A 15893-nucleotide genomic window follows, 5' to 3' on the forward strand; every position below is an offset into this window, starting at 1 on the left:
GTAGTCCCGCTTATGGTATGATAGCCCTATCAAGTGAGGAGGTGCCGTCATGCCCCTGCACATCGTGCGAAATGATATCACCACCATGAAGGTGGACGCCATCGTCAACGCCGCCAACGAGAGCCTGCTGGGCGGCGGAGGTGTGGACGGCGCTATCCACCGTGCCGCCGGGCCGGAGCTGCTGGCTGAGTGCCGCACCCTGGGCGGCTGTAAAACCGGGCAGGCCAAGATCACAAAGGGATATCGCCTGCCGGCAAAGTTTGTGATCCACACCGTGGGTCCCATCTGGCGGGGCGGCAGTCACGGAGAGCGGAAACTGCTGGTATCAGCCTACCGCTCCTCTCTGGAACTGGCCCTGAGCAACCACTGTGAAACGGTAGCCTTTCCGCTGATTTCCTCCGGGGTGTATGGCTACCCTAAGGATCAGGCACTGAAGGTGGCCGTGGATACCATTGGAGATTTTCTGCTTGCCCATGATATGACGGTATATCTTGTGATCTTCGACCGGGCCGCCTACACCATCGGTGGGAAGCTCTTTGCTGACATTGCCGCGTACATCGATGACCGCTATGTGGATGCCCACACCGACAGCAGGGAGACTCAGCGCCGCCGGATAGCCATGGCCTCCATGGCCATGGAGGAAGAAGATTGGATGCCTGCCCCTTGCACCTCGGCTCCCTTCGGACTGGACGAAGCCCTCGGCAAACTGGATGAGAGCTTTTCTCAGATGCTGTTGCGGAAGATCGACGAGCGGGGCATGACCGACGCCCAGTGCTATAAAAAGGCCAACATCGACCGCAAGCTGTTCTCCAAGATTCGCTCGGATGTCCACTATAAGCCCTCCAAGCCCACCGCCATGGCCTTCGCCATTGCCCTGGAATTGCCTCTGGAGGAGGCACGGGAGATGCTGGGGAAAGCAGGTTTTGCCTTTTCTCACGCCAGCAAGTTCGATATCATCGTGGAGTATTTCATCGCCCACCGAAACTACAACATTTTTGAGATTAACGAGGCTCTCTTCGCCTTTGACCAGAGCCTACTGGGTGGGTAATGGCGAGGAGAATTGGAATATGAACAAGAAGGAGATTTACGCGCTCCTCAGTACCAGAAACATCTGGCATGAGGTGACGGAGCACAAAGCTGTTTATAACATGGCAGAGGTAGCGGAGATCCGCCTGCCCTACCCGGAGGCCGATGCCAAAAACCTCTTCATCCGGGACGACAAAAAGCGCAATTACTATCTCATCACGGTCAAAGGAGACAAGCGGGTTGACCTAAAGGCTTTCCGGCAACAGAACGGCACCCGGCCACTGACCTTTGCCTCGGATCTGGATCTGATGGATATTCTGGGGCTAATCCCCGGCGCGGTGACGCCTCTTGGTCTGCTCAATGACCGGGAACACAAGGTGACCTTCTGGCTGGATAAGTCCTTTCTGGGGGGCTCCGGCCTGATCGGTGTACACCCCAATGACAATACCGCCACCGTATGGCTCAAAACCCAGGACCTGCTCCGGCTCCTGGAGGAGAACGGCACGCAGATCACCCTGTTTGAAACATAGCAATTTGTCGCCCGCCGGGCGACCTGTCCAAATCAAAATTCCCCTATACTGTGCTTGTAAATCAAACAACACAGCATAGGGGGATTTTTTATGAAGAAGAATTTGACGGAACTGGTGTTCATTCTGGACCGCAGCGGCTCCATGCAGGGGCTGGAGGGCGACACCATCGGCGGCTTCAACGCCATGATCGAAAAGCAGAAGAAGGAGCCGGGCGAGGCCTTTGTCTCCACCGTCCTCTTTGACGATCAGACCGAGGTGCTTCACGACCGGGTAAAAGTGAGCGAGGTTCGCCCCATCACCGAAAAAGAGTACTATGTCCGGGGCTGCACCGCTCTGCTGGATGCCATCGGCGGGGCCATCCACCACATCGGGAACATCCACAAATACGCCCGTCCTGAAGATGTGCCGGAGCACACTCTCTTCGTCATCACCACTGACGGCATGGAGAACGCCAGCCGCCGCTACTCCGCCCAGCGGGTCAAGGAGATGATCCAGCGGCAGAAGGACCGCTACGGCTGGGAGTTTCTCTTCCTGGGGGCCAACATCGACGCGGTGGAGACGGCGGGCCATCTGGGTATTGCCCCTGACCGGGCGGTGAACTACCATTGCGACAGCGTGGGCACCCGCCTTAACTACGAGGTGGTGGGTCAGGCCGTGGCCGCCGTCCGGTGCAGCGCCCCCTTGGATGCGCACTGGAAGGACGCCATTGAGGAGGATTTCCGCAAGCGGCAGAAGAAGGGGCGGCGGTAATCTGCCGTCAAAACAGATGAGGGGCGGAGGCTACACCTCCGTCCCTCATCTATGCGTAGGAGAAAATCCATTCTTTACTTCAGTTTGGCACCGTCCTGGAATGCGTTGCCTACCTTCTCGCCCAGTACCCGGTATGTGTGGTGAATGGGATCAAAGGTGATGGGCCGTAGTTTGTCCGGGTCGATCTTCCCGTCCTCGTCCAGCACGGACTCGTCGGCGCTCACATTGACGATTTCGCCCACCAGGCGGCAGCTCTCCGGGTCGTAGCTCACCAGGCGGCACTCCACCGCCATGGGCAGTTCGTCGATGAGAGGTGCGTCTACAAATTCCGACTTGGTGGTGTGCCAACCGGCCTTTGCCACTTTGTCCGCCACCTGGTTACCCGACTCAATTCCCACATAGTCACAGGCCACCATCTGCTCCACCGTGGCCATGCTCACGGTGAAGGCCTTGCGGGCCAGGATGTTGGCGGTAGTTTTATGGTCTTCGCTGATGCACATGCTCAGCTCCTTGTCCTCGCTGATGCCACCCCAGGCCGCGTTCATGGCGTTGGGGGTGCCGTCCTCATCGTAAGCCGCCAGGATAAAGACCGGCTGGGGATAAGTCCAGGGCTTGGCTCCAAAATTCTTGCGCATGGTAATCCCTCCTTATGATGTTCCAATACTAAGTGGTTTGGGACTATTATAGCATAAGTTCCGGCTTTGGAACATGGGGAGCGGTTGCTGAAGATAAGGCACTATGGTATGATATGGGTTACTTATCTTGGAGGACCAGATTTTGCGAACAGAATGGAGAACGACATGAGAGAAGTAGATTCCCAAAGCACCTCCCGGGCGCTGGCCTTTGAACTGTGGATGAAAGCCCCCATGCCCATGGTGACCCTGATGAAATCCCTGGATGTGACGGCGCTGGTGCGTCTGAGCCGAAAGCAGAATTATAAATTCAATATGCTCCTCTGCTGGTGCATTGGAAAGGCGGCGGCCGGGATGAAGGACTTCTACCTGCTTCCAGTGGGGGACAAGCTGATGCAATATGACCGCCTGGCCGTCAATACGGTGGTGGCCACCCGGGGTGGCGGCATCGCTACCTGTGACATCCCCGTCTCCGACAACCTGGAGCAGTTTGACCGGGACTACCGGAAACTCACTGGGCAGGTCCGGGAGAGTGGAGAGAGCTATGAGCTGGGCGAAGAGTATATGGTCATCGGCACCTCCGCTCTGGCGGGGTATGAAATCGACGGCGCAGTGAATATCTATGCCGGATGCTACAACAACCCCTTCCTCATCTGGGGCAAGTACCGGAAAAAGTGGCTGCGGGCCACCCTACCGGTGTCCTTCCAGTTCCACCACACCCAGCTGGACGGTATCCCGGCGGCAGAATTTCTGGAACGACTGCAACGGGAAATCAAAGAAATTTAGCAGTTCCTCTTGACTTTGACGCTCCGTCAACTGGTACCCTATTCCCAAGGAGGGATATCTATGGAATATTCCATTCAGGAGCTGTCGCACCTGTCCGGGGTGACCACCCGCACCCTTCGCTGGTACGACCAGATCGGCCTGCTGAAGCCCAGCCGGGTGGCGGAGAGCGGCTACCGCTATTACGGCGGGGCGGAGGTGGACCGGCTGCAGGACATTCTCTATTACCGGGCCCTCGGGGTGGAGCTGGCCCGGATCAAGGAATGTCTGGACGATCCCTCCTTTGACCGTCTGGCCGCCCTGCGAAACCACCTGGCCGCATTGGAAGCGGAGCGGGAGCGGCTGGAACAGCTCATCCGATCGGTGAAAGACACCATCGGAGCGGAAGAAAGGAATGAGATCATGAGCGACGAGCAGAAATTTGAGGCGTTCAAGCAGCGGGCTGTAGCCTATAATGAGGAAGTTTACGGAGCGGAGATCCGCGCCAAGTACGGCGACCAAGAGGTGGACGAGGCCAACGCCGCGGTGATGAACCTAACCCAGGCGCAGTACCAGGAGTGGACGGAGCTGGGCCGGGAGATCCAGGAACAGCTGGAGACTGCCGTCCAGGCCGGGCTGTCCCCGAAGGATGAGGAAGGCAAGGAAATCACCGCCCTCCATCGCCGGTGGCTCACCATCACTGGGAACCGATACGACCCGGCCAGACACCGGGGGATCGCGGAGCTCTATGTGATGGACGAGCGGTTTACCGCCTACTACGACAAACAGGTGCCCGGCTGCGCCCGCTTCTTGCGGGATGCTGTGGCCTATTGGGCGAAATAAGGATGAAACAGGCCCCCGGCTTTTCGCCGGGGGCCCCTCTTACTCCGCCGCTATGTCCCGCTTTTTGAGATACCGCAGGGAGAGCAGCGCAAATAGAACAAGGTAAGCCAGAACAGAGAGTGCGAAAGGCAACAAATCCAGCTCCATCTGAGGATTGTTGGCCCGCATTCCGATGCACAGGAGGGAGTAGGGAAAGGCGTACCCAAAGCCTTGGGCGGTGAAAAGAAGTCCCACAATGCCCCCTGCAAGACCGAAGGCCACCGGCGGGGCAAAGGCCCGGATCACCATGCTGAAAAAGAGCTGCACCGCGCAGACGGAAATCCCCCCCAGGGCCCCGCAGAGGAGCCACCCGGGCAGTTCCGGCGGCACAGGGGCAGAGATGCCCACGATTTTCCCGCTGATGACGAACAGCGTCCCAATCCAGACCTGGGAGAGCAGGGAGAGAACGGAGGCCCAGACCAGTTTGGCGAGGTACAGATCCTCCACTGGCACCGGCGCGGTGAGAAAACTGTTCCAATTGTGATCCGTGTGCTCCAGCCGCCACTGCCAGGCGCAGAACACCCCCAGCAATGCCGGAAGAAAGAACATGGAGGAGAACAGCGTGTGCTGGCTCCACAGGCTGTACCAGGCGTCATCCAGCACCTCTATGTTCCCCAGGTAATTCCCCGTTCCCAGAATAGCGGGAAAAATGGGCAGCAGCACAAAGGCCAGCCACACTGGGGAGCGGCGGCACTTCTGTAGTTCCGCCTTCAGGCAACGAAGCAGCATATCTCACACCTCCTTCCGGACGAACAGCGTCCGGCCAACGGCCAGAAATACAGCCGCCCAGAGAAACAGCAGGATGAGGTCCGCGCCTTCCGGCCACCGCCAGGAAAAGGTGGTGATCCGGGTGGCGGCGTCCCAGTCCATATCCACCAAGGCCAGGAGGCCGTAGTATCCCCAGGGTACGCACCGAATGAGAGCCGGCGGGAAGAGCATGGAGAGAATGCCAAGGAAACTTCCGGCGATGCCGCACACTAAGGCGGCGGCCTGATTTGTAAAGCGTAGGGACAGCCCCTGCTGGAGGGCGTAGACCATTATACTGACCGCCCAGGAGATCAGAGTAAACAGGCCAAACCTGCCCCAGGGAATGACCCCTTGAAAGCCCTGATACATCCCTACTGCCAGAAACAGTGCTGAGCGGATAATCAGCAGTACGGCCAGCACCAGGGCGCCCCAACTGAGTTTTGCGGCGTAGAGCTGCCCCGGCGCCGCCATGGTCTCCAGCAGTTTCCAGGTGCCGCCCTTATGCTCCAACTCACAATTACGGCTGGCCAGAGTGGCTACACTGATGGGCAGGATGATGGCATCCACCATGGATAAATTGTAGAGCAGAAGCATCCAGCCCCATTTCAGGTCCTCGGCATCCTGCCGGGTAAAGAAGGCGCCCATCCAGATCAGTTCCACGGCCAGTACGGCGGCGCAGACCAAAAGGATCTTCCGGTGGCGGCACTTGAAAAACTCCAGTTTCAGCAGTTTCACAGGCTCGCCGCCTTTCCCGTCAGTTCCAGGAAGATGTCCTCCAGGCTCTTTTGACGCTCCTCCAGGCGGATGACGCCTAAGCGGCGCTCTGCCAGCAGCCGGGTAAGCTGGGCAGCCAGTTCGTCGGTGAGGATCGGGAGAATGAGATAGCCCTCTTCCTCCCGGCAGGACACGGACTTTTCCTGGAGAATAGCCTGGGCCACGGGGTTGTTGGTGGTCCGCAGGGCCAGATGGTGGCGGCTGCGGCCATGAAGGGTCTCCAGAGTGTCCTGAAACACCAATTCCCCCTCACGGATGATGGCCACATGGTCGGCCATCTGGTCGATCTCGCTCAAAAGGTGGCTGGACACCACCACCGTCATGCCGAACCGGCCCGGCAGTTCACAGATCAGCTCCCGCATCTCCTGGATGCCCGCCGGGTCCAGGCCATTGGTGGGCTCGTCCAGAATCAGCAGTTTGGGATAGCCCAACAGAGCTGCCGCCAGGCCCAGCCGCTGCTTCATGCCCAGGGAGTAGTGGGCCACCTTCTTGCCGCGCTGGCCGTCCAGCCGGACGATCTGCAGCACCTCCCGGATATTTCGCTCCGGCACGCCCCGGAGGGTCTGGATGATCCGCAGGTTTTCCTCCCCGGTGAGATGGCCGTAGTAACTGGGACTTTCGATGAGGCTTCCCACCTGCCGGAGAATCGAGAGACGGTTGGCGCCGTCCATTTTCTTTCCCAGCACCTTGATGTTTCCCGCCGTGGGGCGAACCAACCCTAAAATCATTTTCAGAGTGGTGGACTTTCCTGCCCCGTTGGGACCGAGGAACCCATAGATACTGCCCTCTGGCACATCCAAGTCCAAATGGGCCACCCGCAGGGTGTTTCCGTACTGCTTGCACAGGTCATGTGTCTCAATGATATTCATGGCAAGACCTCCTTACGCTCCAAAGTATAGCGTCTCTGCCTTACACCCCGATGAAGCCCACCTTACGTTTACCTTACTTTCTCGCCCGAGACTGGACGGAGAGGAAAGTGGGGGTATAATGGTGACAGTCGAGACAAAGGAGGCTCGTAGTATGGCCTATCGCATTTTGATTGTGGACGATGAGAACGCCCTGCAGAATATGGTCAAAGAGATTCTGACCCAGTCGGGCTATGAAACTGTGTCTGCTCTTACCTGCGCCCAGGCGCTGGAGCGGTTTCATGATGCCTCTCCCGACGGAGTACTGCTGGATGTGAACCTGCCCGACGGCGACGGCTTTACCCTCTTTGGGAAACTCCGGGAGGTCCGGGATGTGCCGGTGCTGTTCCTCTCCGCACGGGACGAGGACGCCGACCGGCTCCGGGGACTTGGCCTGGGGGCGGACGACTACATCACGAAGCCCTTTCTTCCTCAGGAACTGCTGCTCCGGCTGCGCTCGGTGCTCCGGCGGGTCTACCGAGAAACACCGGACACTTGCCGTTTGGGGGATGTAGAGATCGACTGGGGTAAAAGTTCTATTCGCCGGAATGGAGAGGAAATTGCTCTTACTGCCAAAGAATTCTCTCTGCTGAAGAAGCTGTGGGAGGCCCGGGGCAACATTGTCACCATCGATGCCCTGTGCGCCGCCCTGTGGGACGGCCCCCTGGTAGGCTAATCTGATAGGTCGCCTCCAAAAAAGTCAGTTTTTCATTCCTATATCTTGTATTAATAAACTTCAATATAGTCATATGTGCAAAAAAATACTTCTTGATCAGGTGTGGTAGCTGCTACCGTTGTCCGGCCAGAAGGGCTCTTTTCATGTTCGGATTTGATGTTGCCTTAGAGTTATAGAAAAGTAATCGCCTTTAAAACAAATGATTTCAAAGAAAAATTAATGCGTTCGCATAATTGTCATCGTCGCACGCGGAAAAATGTGATATACTGATAAATATGACATTCCAGTTCATACAGTCAGTTTTAAGACGAGGTGCGAAAAATGGCAGTATCTTATAAAAAACTATTTAAAATGCTTATTGACCGAGATATGAAGAAGAAGGATTTTCGCGAGTTTGTGGGCATTAGCTATTCCACCTTAAACAAACTGGAAAAAGGCGAAAACACAAATGTCGAAGTGTTGGAGAGAATTTGTCTAAAGCTCAGCTGTGGTATTGATGATATTATGGAAATTCTACCGGACAGTCCTGATAATGGAACAGGTCGAGGTGTAGAGTAATATTGGGGAGGAACAATCAGCAGGATGGAAAGAAAAGAATATAGTGCGGGCGCAGTGAAGATGTCCTTCTGGTTTGTCGAGTTCCGCAAGGTTGTCCAGCTTCTTCACGACGGGAAAAGCATGGATGAGATAAAAGCACTCGCACAGAGCGAAAATATCTTCGCAGCACCGACCGCGCTGCGCTGCAATCAAATTTATAGTACTGTGGCCGGGAGAATCAGATCGCTGGATCAGAGTTTTATCCCATTCTTCCTGTCCGGCGACCTGGCGACACAGAAACTCTATGCGTTGATTGCAGCAATGGCATATGACACACTCTTCTTTGATTTTGTCTATGAGGTCATCCGGGAGAAGATGATCGTCGGCAGCAACGAGCTGACAGACAGTGATGTGCGCGTCTTTTTCAAAAACAAGCAGCAACAAAACGAAAAAGTGGCTGGATGGACGGACGCAACCTTGGTTCGCTTGGGGCGTTGTTATAAGACGATGCTTTACGAAGCCGGGGTCATTGATAAATCGAAAATGGCCAGAACGATATTGAAACCAATCTTCGATCCAGAGTTGTCCCATTGGTTGGAGCAAAATGACATGGCAATCTACGAGAAGGCACTGACGGGGGTGAGGTAATGGATTTAACCGCAAGACTTGATGCAATGGAGGCGGCAATCAAGAAGCCTTCCTTCCGGCAGAGCAGCGGAAAGGCTAATGAGATCAACTACTGGATTTTTGATTATCCGCCAGAGAAGGAACTGGAAGTCCGTGAGCGGATCGAGTATATGAAGAACAAAAACCAGAAAGGTACTGACGAATATCAATTGCTTGTCTTCGACCTCTACGACATTATCATTGACTTTTTGGAGCGAAAGAATTTCGTAGCCAAGTGTTGTGACTTCGAGAAAAAACGGGGCTTCGGGCGGATCGTAAAGGCAGTCAGCAACTCCATGAAAGTAAGTGAAAACGATAGCCTGATCGTCCAATATATTCAGGAGAACACACCGGAAAATGCCATCGTCTTTCTGACAGGAGTGGGCAAAAGCTATCCTCTCCTGCGCTCCCATAATGTGCTGAATAATCTTCATCAGTCCTACCTCCGCGCTCCTGTGGTTATGTTTTTCCCCGGAACATACAACGAGCAAGAACTGATTCTCTTTAATGAGATTATCAGTATTGAAGACTTCGCAAGGCGCGTCAAATCCTACATTGACCGAAAGGGAAACAACCATCATGTTGTCTTCCTCGTTGATGAGATTGGTCAGTATATCGGAGAGGATTCCAAGCTCATGCTCAACCTCCAGACCGTGACCGAAGAACTGGGCAAGGAATGTATGGGCAAGGCATGGGTCATCGTGACCAGCCAGCAGGACATTGACTCTATCACCAAGGTTAAGGGCAACGACTTCTCTAAAATTCAGGGGCGCTTTGACACCCGTCTTTCCCTCTCTTCTGCCAATGTGGATGCGGTTATCAAGAAGAGAATCCTCGAAAAGACGGATGCGGCAGCGCAGTCCCTCCGGCTGCTCTATGAGCAAAAAGCAACTATCATCAAAAACCTCATCGTCTTCAACGACACGGCTGAGAAAAAGCTGTATGCCAATGAAACCGATTTTGCAGAGGTCTATCCCTTTGTTCCATATCAGTTTAACTTGCTTTCCAGCGTATTAACCTCCATCCGAACCCACGGCGCGTCTGGCAAGCATCTGTCCGGCGGTGAGCGCTCCATGCTGGCGCTCTTCAAGGAGTCCGCCGTCAACATCATGAACGAAGAGATAGGCGTGATCGTACCCTTCCACCGCTTTTATGATGCGCTGGAAAACTTCTTGGATCACAGTCATAGCGGCGTAATTATCCGCGCCTATGACAACAGCTACATCAACCCGGAAAAGAAAGATAAGGATGTCTTTGCCATCAATGTCCTGAAAACCCTCTTCATGATCAAATATGTGCTGGAGATTGAAGCAAACATCGAAAACATCACCAGCCTGATGATCGAGAACATTGACGATGACCGCATAGAGCTGAAAGGCCGCGTGGAGGATGCGCTAAAGGTCCTGATACGGCAAATGCTCGTACAGAAAAATGGCAGCATCTATGTCTTCCTGACCGATGAGGAACAGGAAGTCAACAACGAAATTGAAAAGGAGAATGTGGAGACCCCTGAGATCATCACCAAGGTGTCGGAGATGATTTTTGAGGACATTTTTCCCGGCAAAAAATACATATACCCTGCATTCAATGGCCGCTATGCATTCTTCTTCAATCAGGCCGTGGATGACCGCCCTTATAAGGCAAACCAGAGCTACGATGTGGGAGTTCGCATTCTGACTCCTTGGTATGATGGCAGCACTGATGATGCCACCCTTCGTATGATGTCCGGTCAAGGCAAGGAAGTTCTGGTTGTGCTTCCCGGCGATGCAGAGTTCCTGAAAGAAATTCAGTCCTACTTGAAAATTGAAGGCTTTCTGCGCAAGAACACCTCTACCCAGCTGGCAAAGTATGAGACCATCAAGGAAGCAAAGCGCGCGGAAATGCGAGAGCGCAACGCTAATGCAAAGCTCTATCTGACCGAGGCATTGAAAGAGGCTACTGGATTCCATCGATCAGGCAAGAAAGCGGGTGCTGGAAGTTCTTGCTACCAAGGAATATAACGACCAGAAACGCAGCGACTACTTCTCTCAGTTCCAGGAGCTCAGAGATGGAGCAGAGCATTGCAACAATGTGTCTTCCCTCAGAAGTTATGGGGACAAGGCCGATGCGCTCAAGCTCCGGCTGCTCAACGAGATGGCTGCCGTGGACACTCAGCTGGCAGAGAAGAAAGCTAAGGAAGAAGCGCGCCGCAGTGCTGAGGAAGCTCAGAAGAATGGAACACCTGCCGATGAGGTGAATGTTACACCCGCACCGGTAAAAATCCGCAAGACGAAGAATGTCTCCATTAAGATGATGACAGGGACTTCTTCTTGGCGTCTGGAGAGCAAGGCGGACATCGACAAATATATCGCCGGTTTGCGTGAGACATTGGAGGCACAGCTGGAAGAGGATACAATTGTGAATGTAGAGTTCTAAAAATAAGAGATTGGACTGGAACAGAAATGAAATTTACAATAGGAACAGTATCTAACTCGTTTGATTTATCTGAAGACCTGAAGTTGATTAAAAGTTCCATTCTTTATGCCGACGAAATAGAATTAATTGGAATGGCAGAATATGCATTATATCACTATATTCCAAAGTACCTTTTCAACGCAAAGGACTTGGATGTAATGATTCCAATGTTGAGAACATTTCTGCAGTCTATAAAGTTCAATGAAAGCGAGGAGCTATTAGAACAATTAGATTATATTGATGCACAAATTAAGACCTATACATCACGTTTCAAAAAGAGAAAGTATCGCTCGAGGCAAGAGATACTTGCTCAAATGCAATTAAGAAATTTTGAAGCCCAATGCAGAGAACAACTCGCAAGTAGTATACAAGAGCTTTACATTCACCCAAGTTCACAAGAAATAAAGGACCTCTTAGATCAGCAGATCGTCTCCGTTTATGACTATGGATTTGAGGGGTTTGATGTCAATGAACTGTGCGGGGGATATTTTGCGAATTTGATGAATGCTATGTACAATGGAACGGCATACCCTCTTTTTGATAGCACAAGTAGTAACTTGATTGATTCCGTTATTAAAACGAAATTATTAGATATTGGTAAACTGGATAATAAAGTTTTACGGCACGCTGGAGTTGCTTCGAAAATACTTATGACATTACCAACATTAGCATCTGCATCGATAGATGAATTGATTTCGTTAAGAAAAGAAAATCAACTTCCTCTTACAAATTTTCGTAAAGCAATCTATGATTTTTCAGACCGGATTCAATCGCTTCCTTGGGATGAGAATTTTCAATATGACTGCTTGCAGTTATATAATACTCAGGTTGTACCGCAGTTACAGGAAATCAACGAAATTTTAACGCAAACAAGCGTATTAAAGAATTTAGGAAAACAGGCTTTAGCTGACGAGGAGCTGAGGAAAAAAGCCGGATATGCTGCTGCGGGTTTAACGACGGCAATCACGACCTCAACAGACCTGTTTGGCGTTTTTAATTCCATAAAGGCCTTTATTCTTGTTGCTGGGATAGCTGCAATCTCCAAGGAAGCAGTAACGGGGTTCCTCAAGATTGCAGACCTATACAATAAGGCACGAACCGAGGCAACAGAAAAGACAGACGCCGCAAGGAAAAATGTGATGTATTATTATTATCTCGCATCAAAGATTTGATTTTTAAGGGGGAAGGAATGAGCCAATGAACAAAACAGCAATTAAAAACTTTGCAATCTGGGCGCGGAATAAGCTGATTGCCGATATTCAGTACCGCGCCGGATTGATGGGAATTACGGCACAGGGCATCAAAAATGCCCTTCCCCAGTCCACTCCGACGATGGAATTCTACGACATCGGCACTGCTGAACCGTACTCCATCACCGGCAATGCGATTCAGCAGCGGCAGAAGCTGGTGGAGATCATCCGCCAGAAGGAGTGGGACAGCGATTATTCCACCGCCTACAAATACATTCTGGAAGAGGTGGCCTACACCTGGTTCAACCGGCTCATTGCTATCCGTTTCATGGAGGTCAACGACTACCTTCCTTCCCGCATCCGGGTTCTGTCTTCCGAGAGCGGTAAGCTGGAGCCCGATCTGGTCACGACCCCCTTTGATGCAGATCTGGACTTCACCCCCGCCGAGGAAGCGACCATCCAGCGGCTGAAGACTGACAATGCATTGGACGAGCTATTCCGGCTGCTCTTCATCAAGCAGTGCAACGCCCTGAACGAGATTCTTCCCGCCCTCTTTGAGAAGACCAGCGATTATACCGAGCTGTTGCTGAACCTCTCAGTGGTGGATCAGGACGGCGTGGTCTATCACCTCATCCACGATATTGACGAAGACGATTTCAACATCGAAAAGGGCGGTCAGGTGGAGATCATCGGCTGGCTGTACCAGTATTACAACACCGAGCCGAAGAATGCCGCCTTTGCCAAGAATGGCAAGATTACCAAGGATGAAATCCCTGCCGTAACCCAGTTGTTCACCCCGGACTGGATCGTCCGCTACATGGTGCAGAACAGCTTAGGCCGTCTCTTCATCGACAAGCGTAAGAGCGAAGGTATCTTTGCTGATGGGCGTAGTCTGGATGAGATGACTTGGGATGAGGCAGAGGAAACGCGGATTGCTACCGAAAAGCAGCTTGCCGAGCAGATGGAGTGGAAATACTATCTGCCCGAAGCTGCGCAGACAAAGGAAGTGCGGGAACAGCTCGATAAAATTCAGCAACAGAGTGAGTACAAAGATGTGCGGGACATCAAGGTCATCGACCCCTGCATGGGCAGCGGCCACATTTTGGTCTATGCCTTCGATGTGCTGATGCAGATGTATGAAGATGCCGGATACAGCCAACGGGATGCAGCCAAGAGCATCCTCGAAAACAACCTCTACGGCCTCGATATTGATGACCGTGCCTATCAGCTGGCCTATTTTGCCGTGATGATGAAGGCGCGGCAGTACAACCGCCGCATTCTGAACGGTGAAATAGCCTGCCATGTCTATGCCATTCAGGAGAGTAACAACATCAACCGCGCCCACCTGAAATATCTCGGTGCGGGCATGGATGATCTGGAGGTCAACACGGCCCGTGTGCAGTTGGAAGGTCTGCTGGACACCCTGCAGGATGCCAAAGAGTATGGCTCTATCCTCAAGGTGGAGAGCTACAACTGGGAACTGCTGCGTCGTTTTGTGTCCGCTGCGGATGCCGGGACGCAGATAACTATGGATAGCACGGGCTTGGAAGTGACGGAGGAGCAGCTGATGACTCTCATCAGCATCGTGGAAACAATGACGAGGAAGTACGATGCAGTAGTCACTAATCCGCCATATATGGGTTCTGCTGGCATGGAGGCGAAACTTTCTGGCTATGTGAAAAAGCACTATCCTGATAGCAAAAGCGATATGAGCACTGTGTGCATGGAAAAGGCCATGACGATGTGCAAATCAAGCGGCTATGTGGCGATGATTAACATTCCTGTATGGATGTTTTTAACATCGTATACCAAACTAAGAAAAGAACTCTTATCTCTTAAAACAATAAGCTCGATGCTTCACTTGGGGCGTGGGGTGTTTGGAGCCGATTTTGGCACGACAGCATTTGTTATCAGAAATGAGCGCATTTTTTCGTTCAAGGGCGTTTATCGAAGACTGTTTGACAAGCCAAGTTTAGTAGATAACGAAGCCGCAAAGCAAAAGCTCTTTTTTAGTGACAAAAAATGGTTTTTTGCAATACAAGAGTCCTTTATGGAGATTACTGATACACCAATTGTCTATTGGCTAAATGATGCTAGTTAAGGACTGTATCTCTATTTCTAAGCACGACTGGGACTCCTTTGAAACCTCTTGGGATTTCAAGCGGCATCCATTATTGAACTATGGTATATCAATTTATAGTGGGCTCGGTGATGGAGCAAATCCGCCTACATCATATTTTGCGGTTGAAAAAAATGAAACAACCTTCAAAATTCATGAGAAAGATATGCCGAAAGCATATACGATTCAATCTGCGTTTGAAATGTGGGAAACAGTTTGTAATAAACATTTCAACCAGCTGAAAGCCAACGAGGAAGAGCTGAACCGCATCTTTATCGACATCTACGCCCTCCAAGATGAGCTGACCCCTGAGGTGGCGGATAAGGATATTACCGTCCATCGCATTTACAATACCAAGGACAATGTACCTGAGAGCATGAAGGGCAGCAACTATATCCGCACCAAGCGGGATGAGATCGTCTCTCTGCTTTCCTACGCCGTGGGCTGCATGTTTGGCCGCTATTCGTTGGATACCGAGGGGCTGGTCTATGCGGGTGGGAACTGGGATGAGAGCAAATACAATACCTTTTTGCCGGACGCAGATGGCATTCTGCCCATCACCGACGAAGAGTATCTGGAGGACGATATTGTTACCCGTTTGTGCAGCTGGCTGAAGGTAGTTTATGGAGAAGATACCCTGGAAGAAAATCTGGACTTCATTGCCAAAGCCCTCAGTGGCAGAGGAAACAGTAGCCGGGAGATTATCCGTAATTATTTTCTCAAAGATTTCTTCAAAGACCACTGCAAGATCTATCAGAAACGGCCTATTTACTGGCAGTTCGACAGTGGAAAGCAGAACGGCTTCAAGGCGCTGATTTACCTCCACCGCTACACGCCGGACACCATCGGCAACCTTCGCGTAGACTACCTCCACAAGATGCAGCGGGTCTATGAGTCGGAGATTGGCCGTATGCAGGACATGATCGACCACAGCACCAATACCCGTGAAGTGGCTGCCGCCAGCAAGCGGAAGGAAAAACTCCAGAAACAGCTCAAGGAGTGCCGTGATTACGATGAGATGATCGCCCACCTGGCCCTGAGCCGTATCGAACTGGACTTGGACGATGGTGTGAAGGTCAATTACCGCAAGATACAGACCGCAGCTGACGGCAAGCTCTATGAGGTCCTGGTAGATTCCAAGAGCATCATGGCAAAAGAAAAATAAGCAGGCGATTTTACTCTCTGGTGTATCTGAAAGAATCGGATAGGCTACAATAATATAATGTGAAAACTCTAATCTGGA

Annotated in this window: 15 protein-coding genes and 1 pseudogene; 12 read left to right on the forward strand and 4 right to left on the reverse strand. The window is 52.3% G+C overall.

The window, feature by feature from the left end; all coding sequences use genetic code 11:
- The first annotated feature begins 49 nt into the window (after positions 1–49).
- The 3 genes from B5G34_RS15660 to B5G34_RS15670 all read left to right on the forward strand — a co-directional run bounded on the left by B5G34_RS15660 (position 50) and on the right by B5G34_RS15670 (position 2306).
- Entirely contained in the window at positions 50–1048 is a 999-nt protein-coding gene (locus tag B5G34_RS15660) for an O-acetyl-ADP-ribose deacetylase (protein WP_087339683.1), read from the forward strand.
- Positions 1049–1067: 19 nt separating this feature from the next.
- On the forward strand, positions 1068–1556 hold the full coding sequence (locus tag B5G34_RS15665) for a prolyl-tRNA synthetase associated domain-containing protein (RefSeq protein WP_087339686.1): 489 nt from the start codon (positions 1068–1070) through the stop codon (positions 1554–1556).
- A 90-nt stretch (positions 1557–1646) separates the two neighbouring features.
- Positions 1647–2306 carry a vWA domain-containing protein gene (locus tag B5G34_RS15670; protein WP_087339689.1) on the forward strand — a complete coding sequence of 220 codons (660 nt, stop codon included), beginning with the start codon at positions 1647–1649 and terminating at the stop codon, positions 2304–2306.
- A gap of 74 nt (positions 2307–2380) precedes the next feature.
- Here the strand turns inward: B5G34_RS15670 and B5G34_RS15675 are convergent, their stop codons facing one another.
- Positions 2381–2941, reverse strand: a complete 561-nt coding sequence (locus B5G34_RS15675) for a flavin reductase family protein (RefSeq protein ID WP_087339692.1) — start codon at positions 2939–2941, stop codon at positions 2381–2383.
- Between the two features lie 165 nt (positions 2942–3106).
- On the opposite strand from B5G34_RS15675, the gene B5G34_RS15680 reads away from it, so the two are divergent.
- Positions 3107–3724: a CatA-like O-acetyltransferase, family 2 gene (locus B5G34_RS15680; RefSeq protein ID WP_087339748.1), complete on the forward strand. Its 618-nt coding sequence runs from the start codon at positions 3107–3109 to the stop codon at positions 3722–3724.
- A 60-nt stretch (positions 3725–3784) separates the two neighbouring features.
- The gene (locus B5G34_RS15685; protein ID WP_087339695.1) at positions 3785–4543 is read left to right on the forward strand and encodes a MerR family transcriptional regulator; all 759 of its coding nucleotides are present in this window, start codon (positions 3785–3787) and stop codon (positions 4541–4543) included.
- A gap of 39 nt (positions 4544–4582) precedes the next feature.
- Here B5G34_RS15685 and B5G34_RS15690 read toward each other — a convergent pair whose 3' ends face one another.
- Genes B5G34_RS15690 through B5G34_RS15700 form a run of 3 tightly spaced genes read right to left on the reverse strand, consistent with a single transcriptional unit; the run spans position 4583 to position 6972 of the window.
- Positions 4583–5311, reverse strand: coding sequence for an ABC transporter permease (locus tag B5G34_RS15690; protein WP_087339698.1), 729 nt, complete (start codon positions 5309–5311; stop codon positions 4583–4585).
- 3 nt (positions 5312–5314) lie between these two features.
- Positions 5315–6064, reverse strand: a complete 750-nt coding sequence (locus B5G34_RS15695) for an ABC transporter permease (protein ID WP_087339701.1) — start codon at positions 6062–6064, stop codon at positions 5315–5317.
- Positions 6061–6972, reverse strand: a complete 912-nt coding sequence (locus B5G34_RS15700) for an ATP-binding cassette domain-containing protein (RefSeq protein ID WP_087339704.1) — start codon at positions 6970–6972, stop codon at positions 6061–6063. Before B5G34_RS15700 ends, B5G34_RS15695 begins: the two co-directional genes overlap by 4 nt.
- 151 nt (positions 6973–7123) lie before the next feature.
- On the opposite strand from B5G34_RS15700, the gene B5G34_RS15705 reads away from it, so the two are divergent.
- The 7 genes and pseudogenes from B5G34_RS15705 (at position 7124) to pglX (ending at position 15815) form a co-directional block, all read left to right on the forward strand.
- Positions 7124–7684, forward strand: a complete 561-nt coding sequence (locus B5G34_RS15705; protein ID WP_087339707.1) for a response regulator transcription factor — start codon at positions 7124–7126, stop codon at positions 7682–7684.
- Between the two features lie 321 nt (positions 7685–8005).
- A complete protein-coding gene (locus tag B5G34_RS15710) occupies positions 8006–8242 on the forward strand; it encodes a helix-turn-helix transcriptional regulator (RefSeq protein WP_087339711.1) in 237 nt (78 codons plus the stop codon).
- Between the two features lie 24 nt (positions 8243–8266).
- Positions 8267–8869, forward strand: coding sequence for a DUF1819 family protein (locus tag B5G34_RS15715; protein WP_087339714.1), 603 nt, complete (start codon positions 8267–8269; stop codon positions 8867–8869).
- Positions 8869–10887 (forward strand): BREX system P-loop protein BrxC, encoded by a 2019-nt coding sequence (gene brxC / locus B5G34_RS15720; RefSeq protein ID WP_343286575.1) that lies wholly within the window; start codon positions 8869–8871, stop codon positions 10885–10887. Before B5G34_RS15715 ends, brxC begins: the two co-directional genes overlap by 1 nt.
- Complete coding sequence (locus B5G34_RS19515) at positions 10856–11302, forward strand: hypothetical protein (protein ID WP_343286576.1); 447 nt, start codon at positions 10856–10858, stop codon at positions 11300–11302. Before brxC ends, B5G34_RS19515 begins: the two co-directional genes overlap by 32 nt.
- A 26-nt stretch (positions 11303–11328) precedes the next feature.
- Positions 11329–12513, forward strand: coding sequence for a hypothetical protein (locus tag B5G34_RS15725; RefSeq protein WP_087339716.1), 1185 nt, complete (start codon positions 11329–11331; stop codon positions 12511–12513).
- 25 nt (positions 12514–12538) lie between these two features.
- Positions 12539–15815, forward strand: a pseudogene (gene pglX, locus B5G34_RS19520) (BREX-1 system adenine-specific DNA-methyltransferase PglX).
- The last annotated feature ends 78 nt before the right edge of the window (positions 15816–15893 follow it).

Origin of the sequence: Flavonifractor sp. An82 (assembly GCF_002159265.1) — a bacterium.
GTDB lineage: Bacteria > Bacillota > Clostridia > Oscillospirales > Oscillospiraceae > Flavonifractor.

Bases quoted from the DNA above. Each gene is read 5' to 3' on its own strand.
- B5G34_RS15675 (WP_087339692.1), bottom strand. From the start codon at position 2,941: ATGCGCAAGAATTTTGGAGCCAAGCCCTGGACTTATCCCCAGCCGGTC.
- brxC (WP_343286575.1), top strand. From the start codon at position 8,869: ATGGATTTAACCGCAAGACTTGATGCAATGGAGGCGGCAATCAAGAAG.
- B5G34_RS15690 (WP_087339698.1), bottom strand. From the start codon at position 5,311: ATGCTGCTTCGTTGCCTGAAGGCGGAACTACAGAAGTGCCGCCGCTCC.
- B5G34_RS15710 (WP_087339711.1), top strand. From the start codon at position 8,006: ATGGCAGTATCTTATAAAAAACTATTTAAAATGCTTATTGACCGAGAT.
- B5G34_RS15725 (WP_087339716.1), top strand. From the start codon at position 11,329: ATGAAATTTACAATAGGAACAGTATCTAACTCGTTTGATTTATCTGAA.
- B5G34_RS15660 (WP_087339683.1), top strand. From the start codon at position 50: ATGCCCCTGCACATCGTGCGAAATGATATCACCACCATGAAGGTGGAC.
- B5G34_RS15705 (WP_087339707.1), top strand. From the start codon at position 7,124: ATGGCCTATCGCATTTTGATTGTGGACGATGAGAACGCCCTGCAGAAT.
- B5G34_RS15715 (WP_087339714.1), top strand. From the start codon at position 8,267: ATGGAAAGAAAAGAATATAGTGCGGGCGCAGTGAAGATGTCCTTCTGG.
- B5G34_RS15700 (WP_087339704.1), bottom strand. From the start codon at position 6,972: ATGAATATCATTGAGACACATGACCTGTGCAAGCAGTACGGAAACACC.
- B5G34_RS15670 (WP_087339689.1), top strand. From the start codon at position 1,647: ATGAAGAAGAATTTGACGGAACTGGTGTTCATTCTGGACCGCAGCGGC.
- B5G34_RS15685 (WP_087339695.1), top strand. From the start codon at position 3,785: ATGGAATATTCCATTCAGGAGCTGTCGCACCTGTCCGGGGTGACCACC.
- B5G34_RS15680 (WP_087339748.1), top strand. From the start codon at position 3,107: ATGAGAGAAGTAGATTCCCAAAGCACCTCCCGGGCGCTGGCCTTTGAA.
- B5G34_RS15665 (WP_087339686.1), top strand. From the start codon at position 1,068: ATGAACAAGAAGGAGATTTACGCGCTCCTCAGTACCAGAAACATCTGG.